Here is a 12,729-nt window from a genome sequence, read left to right as displayed (position 1 = left end):
AAACAGCATTAGAAGTTGCCTAACTTCTAACGCTGTAAAATTGGCTATCAACAGGATTTGACAGAGAGCCGGAATTTTCCTGACCTTCAAGTTAATATTATTATTTATCGTGCTTATTTTCTTCATCAATTGCTTCTGCTTCTCGTTCAGTCATTTGTGAAGCCGGATCAATAATAACGTCGCCTTCAGCAATCTCTTCTAATGCTTGGCCTACTGTTTGTGGTGACCGATATTCTGGTAACATTTTTAAGGCACCAGCTTCAATTTCATGAGCACGTTTGGCCGCCAAAACTGCCAGCGAATAACGTGAATCAACTTTTTCCAATAATTTATCAATTGAGGGATATAAAATCATTTTTCAACCGCTCCAATCATTTTTTCATATTGCGTCATAACTCGTTTCACACGCAAATGTTCACTTTCAATAATGTTCTCAATTCGTTTAACTGCAAGGAAAACTCGGTCGTTAACAACGGCATAATCATACTGCTGCATCATCTTAATCTCTTGCACAGCCTTAACCATCCGTTTATTAATTGTTTGACTATCTTCAGAGCCACGTCCCTTAATCCGTTCTTTGAGAGAAGATAAATCAGGTGGTGTTAGGAAAATAAAAACACCGTCTGGACATTTTTCGCGAACCTGCATTGCACCGTTGACTTCAATTTCTAAAAAAACATCCTTACCAGAGTCCAACGTTTGATTAACGTACTTCAATGGCGTTCCGTAATAATGATCGACGTATTGCGCATACTCCAGCATGCCATCGGTCGCAATCTCGTGTTTAAACTCCTGCTCACTACGAAAATAATAGTCCACACCATCAACTTCTCCAGGTCGTGGTTTTCGGGTTGTCATCGATACTGAGTAGACAAAATCTCGTTTCTTATTATCCCGAAACATCGCCTTACGAACAGTTCCTTTACCAACGCCCGATGGCCCAGACAGCACAATTAACATTCCACGCGTTGCCATTAGCTTACTTCTCCTTCTTCCCTAAACGTATTAAACTTCATTTTGCACTTTTTTATAACTTTTTTCAAGTTATTCATTAACCATTCCAACAAGGATTTCACGTAAAGATGCCACTTCTTCATTAGTTAATGTAATACCCTTACCCATTTTTGCGTGGTCAGGTGCCCAATCACGTAAATCAAATTTTGGTGGTCGACCATTCCAACTGATCAAGTTAAGTTCCTTCGTCCAACCACTCTTATTGGTGCTTAAAATACCAATCGTTTCTTCAATTTCAAAATTAATTTGGTTAGCCAATTTACGGTGCCCCCCGGAATTTTATTGAGATAAGTTTAACATGCTTAAAAGCCTGACGTCACTATAAAGCACAATTAAATTATAAAGAATGGTTGCTTTTTTGAACATTTGTTCGTATAATGATGATACAAACAAACGTTCGGAGGCAATTAAAAATGGAATCAAAACAAGTTAGACTAAAGACTTTAGGTTCGCGAATTCAAACTTCTTACAATAAGTTGCTAACCCCTGAGGATCAACTAAACTTAGACGCAAAACCACAAATGCCCCGCTTTCAAATCAGCTACTACTTAAAACAAGTCCTCACGCGCAAACAACTAGTTACCGTCCAATTTAATGATTTTGATCATGGTGGTCAAACGGCTATAACTGGTTACTTTAATCAGCGCGGTCACATTACGTTTTTTACTAGCCTCGATCAAAAATTAATTCATTTAGTTACAGCTAACGCCATCCGCTATATCGAACTCACTTAAATCACGATCGTAACCGAGATTGTTACAATAATTGAAGTACATAATTAACCAAGTTTTACGGCTAATCTGTAGTTCAATTATTGCTAGCAACCTCTTTTTTTATTGATTTAATTTAGGATGTATCTTCAAATTAAAAAATGTTCATTACTTGTAGAAAATTCATCGCTCTTTCCAAGTTAGCGATCTATTTTCTTGAATTATCTTAATAATAAAAACCACAATTCCAAGAATGAAACTGATCTATCCATTTCGAAGATACACCCTAAGCCAATCCCAATGTAATAATAATTTTACTCAGTTGCGTGCTGAATAACCTTACTTTTCTCAGTCTCCGCCAATTCTAAAAGTTCCTTTGCGTGCTCAAGGGTTAACTTAGTAACGGTTGTCCCCGCTAGCATCCGGGCTAATTCATCAACTCGCGAATTTAAGGTTAGTGCTTCAACCGTTGTCTTCGTCCGCTTACCCACGATTTGTTTTTGAATGAAGAAATGATGATCACTCATGGCCGCAACCTGTGGTAAGTGTGTAATACAAAGCACCTGTGAAAAACGAGCAATGCCACTAATCTTATCCGCAATTGCCTGCGCTACTCGGCCACTAACTCCCGTATCAACTTCATCAAAAACGATACTAGTAATTCCCTGACTGCGAGTAAAGATTGTTTTCAAAGCCAACATCATCCGGGATAATTCACCGCCAGAGGCAATTTTTGCAAGTGGTCGGGCAGTTTCCCCCGGATTAGTTTGAATGTAGAATTCAACATCATCCAAACCTGTCGCGTAGAAATGCGTGCCTGATTGTGGTTTAAAAACAACGGAGAAAACCGTTTTTTCCATATAAAGCTCGCGTAATTGCTGATGAATGGCCTGAGCTAACTGTTTTGCACCTTTTTTTCGAATTTTAGTAAGTTGCTCACCAATCGTTAGCAATTTATCTTTAGCCGCCGCCACATCTGCTTCTAATTGACCCTCATCATTTTCAGTTGCTTCCATTTGTTGCAATTCTTGTTTAATTTTATGGTAATAATGCAATATTTGCGTCGTACTATCGCCATATTTATGTTTTAGTTGTTCAATCACCTCTAACCGCTTTTCAATTTCATCAAGACGACCTTCATCCCAATCCAATAAATCGGTTTGCTTTAAAATGTCTGACGAAACGTCCTGCAACGTATAGTAGGCCGTTTGCACACTTTCCGCTAATGACTTGTAATTATCATCAAAGTCGGCAATTTGCTGTAAGTCGGTCATGGCAGCACCAATGTGATCCAGCGTTTCCGCCTCATCACTACTAATTGCGTCGTAACTATGCTGAAGCGCATCATTAATTTGTTGGAAATTACTAAGGTGATCTTTTTCTTTAGTTAGCGTCACTTCTTCGTTTTCTTTTAACTGCGCCGCTTCGATTTCATCAACCTGAAAGCGCAACATATCTAGTCGTTGCGCCCACTCTTTTTCATTGGCCAAGCGTTTCTGGTAAGCTCGATTTAGTTGTTGATAAGTTTGATAGGCCGCTTCATAACGCGTTCGCACTGGTACAACTTCTTGTTTGCTAAATTCATCTAACAAACCAAGATGCTTTTCAGCGTGCATCAATTCTTGGTGCTCGTTTTGACCATGAATATCAACAATGGTTTCACCAATCTCTTTTAAAGTGGCCGTATTAACAAGCTGACCATTGATTCGACACACATTACGGCCACTGCGGTGTAGATCACGTTGCAGCAGCACATCCTGATCATGGTGTTCGATACCATATTTATCGAGTAATGAGAAAGTTACCGCAGTAGTTGGTAAATGAAACTGGCCCTGAAGTCGAGCCTTGCTGGCGCCAGTGCGAATGAACTCCTGTGAGCCACGCCCACCAGCCAGTAAACCAACTGCGTCAATAATAATGGATTTACCGGCCCCAGTTTCACCAGTTAATACGGTCATGCCAGAATCAAATTCAATATTTAATTTTTCAATAATTGCAAAATCACGAATTGCTAATTCTTGTAACACATAAACACTCCTCAATTTAAAAAATAAAGAACTTGCCTATTGTTCAAGCAAGTCCAAAAGTGTCTGGTATAAATGTTGCGCATCATCAGCCGACTTGGCAATAATAAGAACAGTATCGTCGCCACCAATTGTCCCAAAAGCACCATCAAAATTCATTTGGTCAATTAAAGTCGCAATCGCTGTGCCATTACCTGGTAAGGCCTTTAAAACGATAAAGTAATCCTGAACATCCAAAGAAACATAAGCATCATAAAGCGTTCGCTTAAGCTTTTTCTCCGTATCCATTGCTTGTTGCGCCGGCAAACTATAACGATAGCCGCCGCTGGGTGACGGTACCTTGACTAACTGCATATCCTTGATGTCCCGGGAAATTGTCGCCTGGGTCACCTTAATGTCAGCGTGATCTAACAGCGCAACCAAATCTTCTTGCTTCTCAACATCATGTTCATCGAGTAACTGTCTAATAATTCGTTGCCGTTCTACTTTACGCAATCCATCACCCTCTTAATCCGCAAGTTCTTTCTTAATGATAGCGTATTTTTAAAAGGAGATAAAGTAAAACTTACGCTTTTGCACCGTTAAGTGCTTGGTAGGCCGCCTTAAGTGTTTCGTCAATTGAAACATTTGCCGCAATTTGGCCTTCTTCACTATCGGCCAGCTGTAAATGCGTGATAAATTCAATATTTCCTTCGCCACCGCGTTCGCCGCCTTTAATTGGCGAAAAATCTAAGTTCAGCACATTATAATGATGACTAGCCGCAAAAGTTAGGATAGTTTCTAAAACTTGTTGATGGACTTTACGATCACGAACAATCCCACCCTTACCGACATTTTTGGGACCAGCCTCAAACTGTGGCTTAATCAACGCAACAACATCGCCTTGCGGAGCCAAGATAGTTGCTAAATTCGGTAAAATTAACCGCAACGAAATAAACGAAACATCAATTGAAGAAAAATTAGGTTGCCCCGCGGTAAAGTCTTCTGGCTTACTGTACCTAAAATTGGTTTGTTCCATTACAACAACTCGCGGATCCTCCCGCAATTTCCACACCAACTGATTGGTTCCCACATCAAGCGCGTAACTCATCTTAGCACCATTTTGTAGGACAACATCTGTAAATCCACCAGTTGACGAACCAATATCTAAAACAGTTTTATCCGTAACATCTAATTTAAAAACCTTTAACGCTTTGGCCAGTTTTAGCCCACCACGACTAACGTACGGTAAGTGTTTACCTTTAAGGTGTAACACCGCGTCGGCCGCAATTTTACTACCTGGCTTATCATAACGTTGATCATTTTTATCGTAAACTTCACCGGCCATTACTGCACGCTTGGCTTGTTCACGAGAATCAAATAGCCCTTGCTGTGTTAATAAAACATCAATCCGCTCTTTTTTCAAACTATTCCCTCATTTTTCCAAATAATCAGCAAAATCTTCAAATAATGTTATGTCGGTTGACGCAACTAACGGATCAAGTGCCAATCTAGTCGCGGCAATGGCCTTATTAAATGCATCTTTAGCGCCAGCCAACCCTAATAACCCAGGGTAAGTATTCTTGTGGGCAGCCTCATCTTGATGAACTGGCTTGCCTAATTCTTCAGCTGTACTTGTGACATCCAGAATATCATCTCTGATTTGAAAAGCTAAGCCAAGATTGACGGCGTACTTAGTTAATGCATCACGCCGGTAATCTTGAACACCCGCAATATCGGCACCCATTAAGATGCTTGCCTTGATCAGTGCTCCCGTTTTCTTTTCATGTAATGCTTGTAGTTGCGGTAACGTTAATTGTCGCGCTTCACCAGCGATGTCTTCACTTTGGCCTGCCACCATTTTGGCGGGCCCAGCGCCTAACGCTAATTCATGCACTAAGGCAACCTTGACCTCAGCCGCTAACTGGCAATCGCTCAACCACTGAAAAGCCAAGGTTAAGAGACCATCACCCGCCAAAATGGCCTGTGCTTCGCCAAATTTTACGTGATTAGTCGGTTTGCCGCGACGAAGATCATCATTGTCCATTGCTGGTAAATCATCATGAATCAATGAATATGTATGCACCAATTCAATCGCAGCGGCCGCCTGCAAGCTTTGTGGTATTTGGCCCGGCAAAAAAGTTTGCACGGTTGCTAAAAGTAAAAGTGGTCGTAATCGCTTGCCACCAGCCATTACCGAATACGTCATTGCACTTTGCAATGTTTCATCCGGCACATCATGCTGGATTTTCATGGTTAATAGACTATCCAATGCGGGCACCATTTCTGTTGTCAAACGAGTCAGTTTAGTCGTCATTTTTATCGTCTATCCCTTCAGGCTCCTCAAAAGGTACTTCCTGATTATCTTCATTCATCATTTTTGTCAGCGTCTTCTCGGCGTGATCTAAGGTATCCTGTAAATTTTTACTTAACGTAACACCCTTTTGAAATTCACTTAGCGCTTCTTCTAGTGGGACGTCACCCTTTTCCAAATTCGTGACAATCTCATTTAATTGGGTAAGATTATCTTCAAATGATGGTTGTTCTTTAGCCATTGTCTTCCTCCTTTTGCTCGTTTACTGCAACTTTCTTAATCGTTGCCGTCACAGTTGCATCAGACACATGTAGCGTAACTGAATTGGCTGGTTTAAAATCAGCCGCACGCTTTAAAACATTTCCTTGGTCATCAGTAACGTAGCTGTAGCCGCGCTTCATAATTTTTAAAGGACTTAAATAATCAAGCGACTGAATTTGCTGTTGTAAGAGCTGCCGCTTTTCCTGAAAATAACGCTGGCCAGCATCCGTTAACTGTTGCCGCTGCCGTTGCAAGTTTTCTTGTGCCAACTGAATCGCTCGTAATGGTGTTTGCTGCTTCAAGCGCGTATTTAAAATAGCAACTTGCTGATTTTGCTTTAAATAAGTTTGCTGAAATCCGCTTACTAACTGTTGTTTTAAGCTATCAACTCGTTGACTGTAACCATCATAAAGTCGATTAGGTTGACGAAAAACGTAAGATTGTTGTAAACGCTCTAATTGTTTTTTGGCGATAGCTAATTTGGACTGTAAGGCTTGAAATAAACGAATCCGTTGCTGTTGCAATTTCAACACTTCATCGCTAAGTACCGGAACGGCCAATTCAGCGGCGGCCGTCGGGGTTGCTGCGCGTACATCCGCAACTAAATCAGCAATGGTTGTGTCAGTCTCATGACCAACCGAAGAAATAATGGGCACTTGACTAGCAAAAATTGCACGAGCTACTCTTTCCTCATTAAAGGGCCATAAATCTTCAATTGAACCCCCACCACGACCAACGATTAACGTATCAAAATTACCAATTCGATTAACTTGCTGAATTTTTGCGGTAATATCACTGGCCGCCTCAGTTCCTTGAACCAGTGTTGGAAACAAAACAAGTTGTGCAATTGGATAGCGCCGTCTAGTTGTGGTAATAATATCACGAATAACCGCACCACTTGGACTCGTAATAACTGCAATTCGTTTTGGAAAACGGACTAACGGTTTTTTAGGTGCCGCAAATAACCCTTCTTGGGTCAACTTCTTTTTTAATTGCTCATAGGCTTGATAGAGCGCCCCAACGCCATCAGGTTCCATCCGTTCAACGTAGATCTGATAACTTCCGGACGGCTCGTATAATGAAATTCGACCGACAACTAAAACCTTCATTCCTTCTTCAGGTGTAAATTTTACTTTATTGAAGGCAGAACGAAACATAATTGCACTAATTTTAGCGTGATCATCTTTCAAAGAAAAGTACTGATGGGCGTTGGGACGTAAACGAAAGTTAGAAATTTCACCAGTTAAATAAACACGGTCTAAATAGGGATCACTATCAAATTTACGTTTTAAATACTTAGTTAATGCTGTAACTGATAAATAATCAGTTTGCGCTGCCATTTAAGCCACACCCTTTGTTAATTTCACAATTTGGTACATCAACATCGTGATTGTCATCGGCCCAACACCACCGGGAACCGGCGTAATCGCACTGGCCACCTGGCTAGCTTCTTGATAGGAAACATCGCCCACTAATTTTCCGGCTGCCGTTCGGTTCATACCTACGTCAATAACGGTTGCACCAGGCTTGATGGCATCCCCATGAATAAAATTGGCCTTACCAGCCGCAACCACCAAAATATCTGCTTGCTTCGTTAAAGCACTTAAATTAGTCGTGTAACTATGGGCAACGGTCACGGTCGCGTTTTGATTCATTAATAAAGCCGCCATTGGTCGACCAACGATCACACTTCGACCAATAACAACTGCATTTTTACCTGCTAGTGGTATTTGATAATGCGCCAATAATTTCATGACGCCATAGGGTGTATTCGGAATGTTCCTAGGCGTTCCTGCAAATAACTGGCCCAAATTAATCGGGTGAAACCCATCCACATCTTTGGCTGGATCGATTGCCTCTAAAATATGTTGCTGATTAATTTGTTTAGGTAAAGGCATTTCAACCAAAATTGCGTTAATTTCTGGATTCTGATTCAACTCAGCCAATGCCTTAAGCACGGCTGCCTCAGTCGCCGTTTCAGCCAGAGCCTTAACAAGTACTCTAATTCCTAATTTCTTTGCACGGCGTTGCTTACTGTGCAGATAAACGTGGCTAGCAGGATCATCGCCTACAATGACAACAGCCAAGCAAGGAACTACTCCCTGCTGTTTTAATTGAGCTATCTCAAGTGTTAAATCGGCCATAATCTCCCCAGATACGGCCTTACCATCTATTACAGTTGCCAAAAAACCACCCTTTTCATTAAAAACTAATAACCGGTTACTAATTTACGCAAAGATAGACAAAAAAACAGTTTGTCATTTTACACCCAATCTACATATAAAATAATTGCAGAAAACTGGGATCCACTGCGGCTAAACTGCTTTTTGGTCCATTGTAAAATTAATTATTAGGTGTTGCCTGTTCACGTAAAATGGCCGATAAAACACCATTGATAAATCGGCGTGAACGCTCATCATTGTATTTACGAGCTAACTCTAAGGCTTCATTGACGGCGACTCGTGCCGGAACATCTTCCACATTAGTGATCTCAAAAATGGCAATCCGTAATATAACCAAATCTGTTTTAGCAATCCGTTTAATCGACCAATTTTCACTTAAATGTGCAGCAATTTGTTCATCCAATACTTCAGTACTATTAGACACACCAGCCACTAAACTTTGTAAATACGCAGGGATTGCTGATTCTTCAGCAGCCGAGTCAACTGGCACTAATAATGAGTTCATTAAGGCCGTTTGATCAACTTCTGGATTAGCATCAATTGCAAAAAGCGTTTGAAAAGCTAATTCCCGAATTTTATGCCGTGTAATTGTCACTTATTATCACCATTTTCATCGTCGTCGTCCGCAAATAGATTGTTCGGATCGACAGTTGTCGCCAATTTTTCCGGAATAACACCCACCACATGAATATTAACCTCTACTAATGAAAGATCCGTCATAAATAACAGTTGTTCTTTAATTCGATCCTGCATTTTTAAAGCCACCTGAGGTACCGAAACACCATAGTTTAAATAGACGTAAACTTCAGCCTTGATTTTACCATCAGAAACACTAAGCTTTACACCCTTACCGCGATTTTCCCGACCAAATAATGCGTTAATACTTGACGCAAGCGTCCCCCGCATTTGGTAAACGCCCTTCACTTCACGAGCCGCAATTCCTAAAATAATCTCGATTACTTCTGGTGCAATTTCAATTTTTCCAAGGGAAGGTTGTTCCTTTGAATCTAAAACAATATTGTTGTCTTCAGCCATATTCTGGACCTCCTCAATTCTATCAGGGTTATTTTGCAAACCGTGACGATCCGCAACTAACAAGTAGAAATTTTTATTGCTCCCTAATCACGTGAAAATCATTTTTCCACAATAAACTAGGCACGTGAAATATACGAACCATCTTGAGTATTAATCATTAGTTTTTCGCCAACATTAATAAAAAATGGTACTTGCACAACCAAACCAGTTTCCATCGTTGCGGGTTTTGAGCCACCAGATTGTGTATCGCCACGAATTCCAGGTTCAGTTTCCGCAACTTCTAATTCAACTGTATTAGGTAAAGAAACGCCTAAAGTTTCACTACCATACATACTAACGCTAACTTCCATATTTTCTTTAATGTAATTCAATTCGTCTTTAATTTGCGTGCCCGGTAAAGATAATTGCTCATAAGTTGCTGTATCCATAAAAACATAATTATCGCCATCTTGATAGAGATACTGCATTTTTTTATTATCAATTTGGGCGCGACCCACTTTTTTACCTGCCGCAAAAGTTTTTTCTTGTACGGCACCCGTACGTAAATTTTTAAGTTTTGACCGAACAAAGGCACTACCTTTACCAGGCTTAACGTGCTGGAATTCAACTACCCGCCATAATTCACCTTCAACTTCAATTGTCAAACCAGTCTTAAAATCATTAACTGAAATCATCTATATTATTCCTCCTAAGTTCTCTAATATCTATTCTGGTCAATTAGTGGCCAAAATATCACTTTTGAAAAACTATTAACGGCACAAGTCGAAACACCTGCGCCATATCCGGCAAATCTATTTCATTTAATTCTTGTCACTTTTAAAAAATAAGATGAATTTATTTAGAGTAGATCTTGAAATAATTTTTACTAGTGTTTTATTTCGCGTTAAATTAATCGCCTAACATAGCCAAATACTTGAAAAATCACTCCCTAGAGAATGATTAATTCTTGTTTTGGTGCTTGATTTAAAACCTGACTTCCAGTTGGTGTCACTAATAAGTCATCTTCTATTCTAACACCACCAAGCCCAGGTAGATAAATACCGGGTTCATCAGTTTCAATATTTCCAACTATAAACTGCTGCTGCACTTCTGGACCCGCATACGGTCCTTCATGTATTTCTAAACCAATTCCATGCCCTGTATCGTGGCCAAATTCAGGCCCATAACCGGCATTAGTAATAAGCTCGCGGGCCGCCGTATCAATTAATGCACCAGTAACACCGGGCCGTAACTGGTCTGTAACGGCCTGCTGTGCCGCAAGTACAATCTTATAAATTTCTTGCAGTTGAATATCTGGCCGACAAATCGCAAAAGTTCGGGTCATGTCAGAAACATACCCTTGGTAGTAACAGCCGAAATCAACTGTAATTAATTCATGCTGCTGAACAATTTTATCAGTCGCAACGCCATGGGGTAACGCCGATCGCACGCCACTAGCGACAATTGTCTCAAACGAAGTACCGCTGGCACCTAATTTTCGCATATAAAAATCTAATTCATTTGCTACTTGTCGTTCAGTCATTCCAGGATGGATGGTGGCCAGTAAGTGTTGGTAGCCTTGATCAGCAATCTTAACTGCCTTTTCAATTAGTTCAAGCTCTGCTGGCTCTTTAACTTCCCGTAATTCCTCAATCATACCGGCAACTGGCACCAAACCAACATCAAACAGGTCGGCTAATTCATCATAAGTTTGAAAAGAAATATAAGCCTCTTCAAAACCTAACGTCGTCAACTGACACTCCAGCAACAATTGATTCACCATTTCGTAAATTGACCCTTTGTTTTCAATAATCACAAAACCATGGGGAGCCACTTGCTGCTGTGCTTGAATTAAATAACGCGAATCGGTTATAAAATAAGCGGCAGTCCGCGTAATTAAGGCCACGCCGGTCGTTCCAGTGAAAGCCGATAAATAACGTAAATTAGCCTGGCTGGTCACTAATAGGCCGTCTAATTCAATTTCCGCCAACTTTTCACGTAAAAGTTCTAATCGACTTGCCATAGCCTCAACCCTCCCCGTTCGCATTTTTACTTACGCCTAACAGTATAGCAAAAACTAACTATAAACGAAATACACTAAACCACAAAAAAAGGCCAAAGGCAAACGCCCTCGACCTTTAAATAATTATTTAGCAGCTGCTTCAGCTGGGTAAACAGAAACTTTTTTCTTCTTTTTACCAAGACGTTCAAAACGAACAACACCGTCTGTTAAAGCGAATAATGTATCATCGCCGCCAATTCCAACGTTTTCACCAGGATGAATTTTAGTTCCGCGTTGACGATACAGAATTGAACCACTTGTAACTGTTTGACCATCAGCACGTTTGCTGCCTAAACGACGGCCAGCTGAGTCACGGCCGTTAGCAGTGGAACCACCACCTTTATGGTGAGAGAAGAATTGCAGATCCATTTTCAACATATGCGTGCACCTCCTACGTTTTTGATAGATTTTATTTTTTGATTACAACATAATCTGGATAACTTGCAACAATACTTTCAAGCGATAAATGTAAATTGGCGAGAATAATTTGTGCTGTCTTATTTTGTTCCAAAGTTAAGTTAGCCGGTAATCGAAGCTCTAAATGGCCTCCATTTTCTTCGTCCATCTTAACTTGTGGTTCAAAACCAGCCAATACTTCAACCCCATTAACTGCCCCGATTGCAACTGCCGAAACAGCGGCACAAACGATATCACTACCATAAGGACCAGAATCAGCATGACCAGTTAACCGAAAATAAATAATTTCTTGTTCTGCATTTCGCTCAAAACTAGCTTTTATCATTGTGTCACCATTTTAACTATGCGTTAATTGTGTCAATCTTGACACGAGTATATGGTTGACGATGGCCACGTTTAGTATGACTATGTTTCTTAGGCTTGTACTTGAAAGTAACAACTTTCTTTTCCTTACCTTGTTTTTCAACTGTACCAGTAACAGTTGCACCGTCAACTGTTGGTGTGCCAATCTTAGTATCATCGCCACCAACAAGGATAACGTCGCTGAACGTAACTTGTTCACCTTCGTTAGCATCAAGTTTTTCAACCCAAATTTGTTCGCCAGCTTCTACCTTAAGTTGTTTACCACCAGTTTTAATAATTGCGTACATTTAATATGCACCTCCTTAATATCTTAGACTCGCCGAATACAAGTGTTCAGACGAAACTTAAAAACTCGCTTCGTGCGGTTGCAGCTTTGGAAGCTACAAAT

General features: G+C 40.5%; 18 protein-coding genes and 1 other annotated feature. Of the genes, 1 reads left to right on the top strand and 17 read right to left on the bottom strand.

The features are described from left to right. Positions 1-100 precede the first annotated feature (100 nt). The 3 genes from rpoZ to EKM98_RS11245 form a co-directional block, all read right to left on the bottom strand. Positions 101-355 carry a DNA-directed RNA polymerase subunit omega gene (gene rpoZ / locus EKM98_RS11255; protein ID WP_068223851.1) on the bottom strand — a complete coding sequence of 85 codons (255 nt, stop codon included), beginning with the start codon at positions 353-355 and terminating at the stop codon, positions 101-103. Beyond that, positions 352-975: a guanylate kinase gene (gene gmk, locus EKM98_RS11250; protein ID WP_125982666.1), complete on the bottom strand. Its 624-nt coding sequence runs from the start codon at positions 973-975 to the stop codon at positions 352-354. The genes rpoZ and gmk overlap by 4 nt, the downstream gene beginning before the upstream one ends. A gap of 69 nt (positions 976-1,044) precedes the next feature. Beyond that, positions 1,045-1,272, bottom strand: coding sequence for a YdbC family protein (locus EKM98_RS11245; RefSeq protein ID WP_125982665.1), 228 nt, complete (start codon positions 1,270-1,272; stop codon positions 1,045-1,047). Positions 1,273-1,427: 155 nt separating this feature from the next. On the opposite strand from EKM98_RS11245, the gene EKM98_RS11240 reads away from it, so the two are divergent. Continuing rightward, positions 1,428-1,748 carry a hypothetical protein gene (locus tag EKM98_RS11240; RefSeq protein ID WP_125982664.1) on the top strand — a complete coding sequence of 107 codons (321 nt, stop codon included), beginning with the start codon at positions 1,428-1,430 and terminating at the stop codon, positions 1,746-1,748. A 290-nt stretch (positions 1,749-2,038) separates the two neighbouring features. Here the strand turns inward: EKM98_RS11240 and recN are convergent, their stop codons facing one another. From recN to rplU, 14 genes are all read right to left on the bottom strand, one after another. Continuing rightward, positions 2,039-3,751: a DNA repair protein RecN gene (recN, locus tag EKM98_RS11235; RefSeq protein ID WP_125982663.1), complete on the bottom strand. Its 1,713-nt coding sequence runs from the start codon at positions 3,749-3,751 to the stop codon at positions 2,039-2,041. 36 nt (positions 3,752-3,787) lie between these two features. Beyond that, positions 3,788-4,243, bottom strand: coding sequence for an arginine repressor (argR, locus tag EKM98_RS11230; protein ID WP_068223840.1), 456 nt, complete (start codon positions 4,241-4,243; stop codon positions 3,788-3,790). Between the two features lie 70 nt (positions 4,244-4,313). Next, on the bottom strand, positions 4,314-5,153 hold the full coding sequence (locus tag EKM98_RS11225; protein ID WP_125982662.1) for a TlyA family RNA methyltransferase: 840 nt from the start codon (positions 5,151-5,153) through the stop codon (positions 4,314-4,316). Positions 5,154-5,162: 9 nt separating this feature from the next. Further along, positions 5,163-6,044 carry a polyprenyl synthetase family protein gene (locus EKM98_RS11220; protein ID WP_125982661.1) on the bottom strand — a complete coding sequence of 294 codons (882 nt, stop codon included), beginning with the start codon at positions 6,042-6,044 and terminating at the stop codon, positions 5,163-5,165. After that, complete coding sequence (locus tag EKM98_RS11215; protein ID WP_125982660.1) at positions 6,034-6,282, bottom strand: exodeoxyribonuclease VII small subunit; 249 nt, start codon at positions 6,280-6,282, stop codon at positions 6,034-6,036. Before EKM98_RS11215 ends, EKM98_RS11220 begins: the two co-directional genes overlap by 11 nt. Then, positions 6,275-7,642 carry an exodeoxyribonuclease VII large subunit gene (gene xseA / locus EKM98_RS11210; protein WP_125982659.1) on the bottom strand — a complete coding sequence of 456 codons (1,368 nt, stop codon included), beginning with the start codon at positions 7,640-7,642 and terminating at the stop codon, positions 6,275-6,277. The genes EKM98_RS11215 and xseA overlap by 8 nt, the downstream gene beginning before the upstream one ends. Further along, the gene (locus EKM98_RS11205; protein ID WP_125982658.1) at positions 7,643-8,488 is read right to left on the bottom strand and encodes a bifunctional 5,10-methylenetetrahydrofolate dehydrogenase/5,10-methenyltetrahydrofolate cyclohydrolase; all 846 of its coding nucleotides are present in this window, start codon (positions 8,486-8,488) and stop codon (positions 7,643-7,645) included. A gap of 157 nt (positions 8,489-8,645) precedes the next feature. After that, positions 8,646-9,080 carry a transcription antitermination factor NusB gene (gene nusB, locus EKM98_RS11200; protein WP_125982657.1) on the bottom strand — a complete coding sequence of 145 codons (435 nt, stop codon included), beginning with the start codon at positions 9,078-9,080 and terminating at the stop codon, positions 8,646-8,648. Next, positions 9,077-9,520 carry an Asp23/Gls24 family envelope stress response protein gene (locus EKM98_RS11195; protein ID WP_068223819.1) on the bottom strand — a complete coding sequence of 148 codons (444 nt, stop codon included), beginning with the start codon at positions 9,518-9,520 and terminating at the stop codon, positions 9,077-9,079. Before EKM98_RS11195 ends, nusB begins: the two co-directional genes overlap by 4 nt. 116 nt (positions 9,521-9,636) lie before the next feature. Then, complete coding sequence (gene efp / locus EKM98_RS11190) at positions 9,637-10,194, bottom strand: elongation factor P (protein WP_125982656.1); 558 nt, start codon at positions 10,192-10,194, stop codon at positions 9,637-9,639. A gap of 254 nt (positions 10,195-10,448) precedes the next feature. Further along, the gene (locus EKM98_RS11185; protein ID WP_125982655.1) at positions 10,449-11,522 is read right to left on the bottom strand and encodes a M24 family metallopeptidase; all 1,074 of its coding nucleotides are present in this window, start codon (positions 11,520-11,522) and stop codon (positions 10,449-10,451) included. Between the two features lie 123 nt (positions 11,523-11,645). Beyond that, positions 11,646-11,939, bottom strand: a complete 294-nt coding sequence (gene rpmA, locus EKM98_RS11180; protein ID WP_068223809.1) for a 50S ribosomal protein L27 — start codon at positions 11,937-11,939, stop codon at positions 11,646-11,648. Between the two features lie 31 nt (positions 11,940-11,970). Then, positions 11,971-12,303 (bottom strand): ribosomal-processing cysteine protease Prp, encoded by a 333-nt coding sequence (locus EKM98_RS11175; protein ID WP_125982654.1) that lies wholly within the window; start codon positions 12,301-12,303, stop codon positions 11,971-11,973. 16 nt (positions 12,304-12,319) lie between these two features. After that, positions 12,320-12,628: a 50S ribosomal protein L21 gene (gene rplU / locus EKM98_RS11170; RefSeq protein ID WP_125982653.1), complete on the bottom strand. Its 309-nt coding sequence runs from the start codon at positions 12,626-12,628 to the stop codon at positions 12,320-12,322. A gap of 15 nt (positions 12,629-12,643) precedes the next feature. Then, positions 12,644-12,718, bottom strand: a sequence feature (ribosomal protein L21 leader region). Between the last annotated feature and the right edge of the window lie 11 nt (positions 12,719-12,729).

The organism is Loigolactobacillus iwatensis, assembly GCF_003950295.1.
GTDB classification, from domain to species: Bacteria; Bacillota; Bacilli; order Lactobacillales; family Lactobacillaceae; genus Loigolactobacillus; species Loigolactobacillus iwatensis.
This window is presented reverse-complemented; position numbering and strand designations above follow the sequence as displayed.

Bases quoted from the DNA above. Each gene is read 5' to 3' on its own strand.
- rpoZ (WP_068223851.1), bottom strand. From the start codon at position 355: ATGATTTTATATCCCTCAATTGATAAATTATTGGAAAAAGTTGATTCA.
- gmk (WP_125982666.1), bottom strand. From the start codon at position 975: ATGGCAACGCGTGGAATGTTAATTGTGCTGTCTGGGCCATCGGGCGTT.
- EKM98_RS11240 (WP_125982664.1), top strand. From the start codon at position 1,428: ATGGAATCAAAACAAGTTAGACTAAAGACTTTAGGTTCGCGAATTCAA.
- EKM98_RS11220 (WP_125982661.1), bottom strand. From the start codon at position 6,044: ATGACGACTAAACTGACTCGTTTGACAACAGAAATGGTGCCCGCATTG.
- EKM98_RS11215 (WP_125982660.1), bottom strand. From the start codon at position 6,282: ATGGCTAAAGAACAACCATCATTTGAAGATAATCTTACCCAATTAAAT.
- xseA (WP_125982659.1), bottom strand. From the start codon at position 7,642: ATGGCAGCGCAAACTGATTATTTATCAGTTACAGCATTAACTAAGTAT.
- EKM98_RS11195 (WP_068223819.1), bottom strand. From the start codon at position 9,520: ATGGCTGAAGACAACAATATTGTTTTAGATTCAAAGGAACAACCTTCC.
- efp (WP_125982656.1), bottom strand. From the start codon at position 10,194: ATGATTTCAGTTAATGATTTTAAGACTGGTTTGACAATTGAAGTTGAA.
- EKM98_RS11185 (WP_125982655.1), bottom strand. From the start codon at position 11,522: ATGGCAAGTCGATTAGAACTTTTACGTGAAAAGTTGGCGGAAATTGAA.
- rpmA (WP_068223809.1), bottom strand. From the start codon at position 11,939: ATGTTGAAAATGGATCTGCAATTCTTCTCTCACCATAAAGGTGGTGGT.
- EKM98_RS11175 (WP_125982654.1), bottom strand. From the start codon at position 12,303: ATGATAAAAGCTAGTTTTGAGCGAAATGCAGAACAAGAAATTATTTAT.
- rplU (WP_125982653.1), bottom strand. From the start codon at position 12,628: ATGTACGCAATTATTAAAACTGGTGGTAAACAACTTAAGGTAGAAGCT.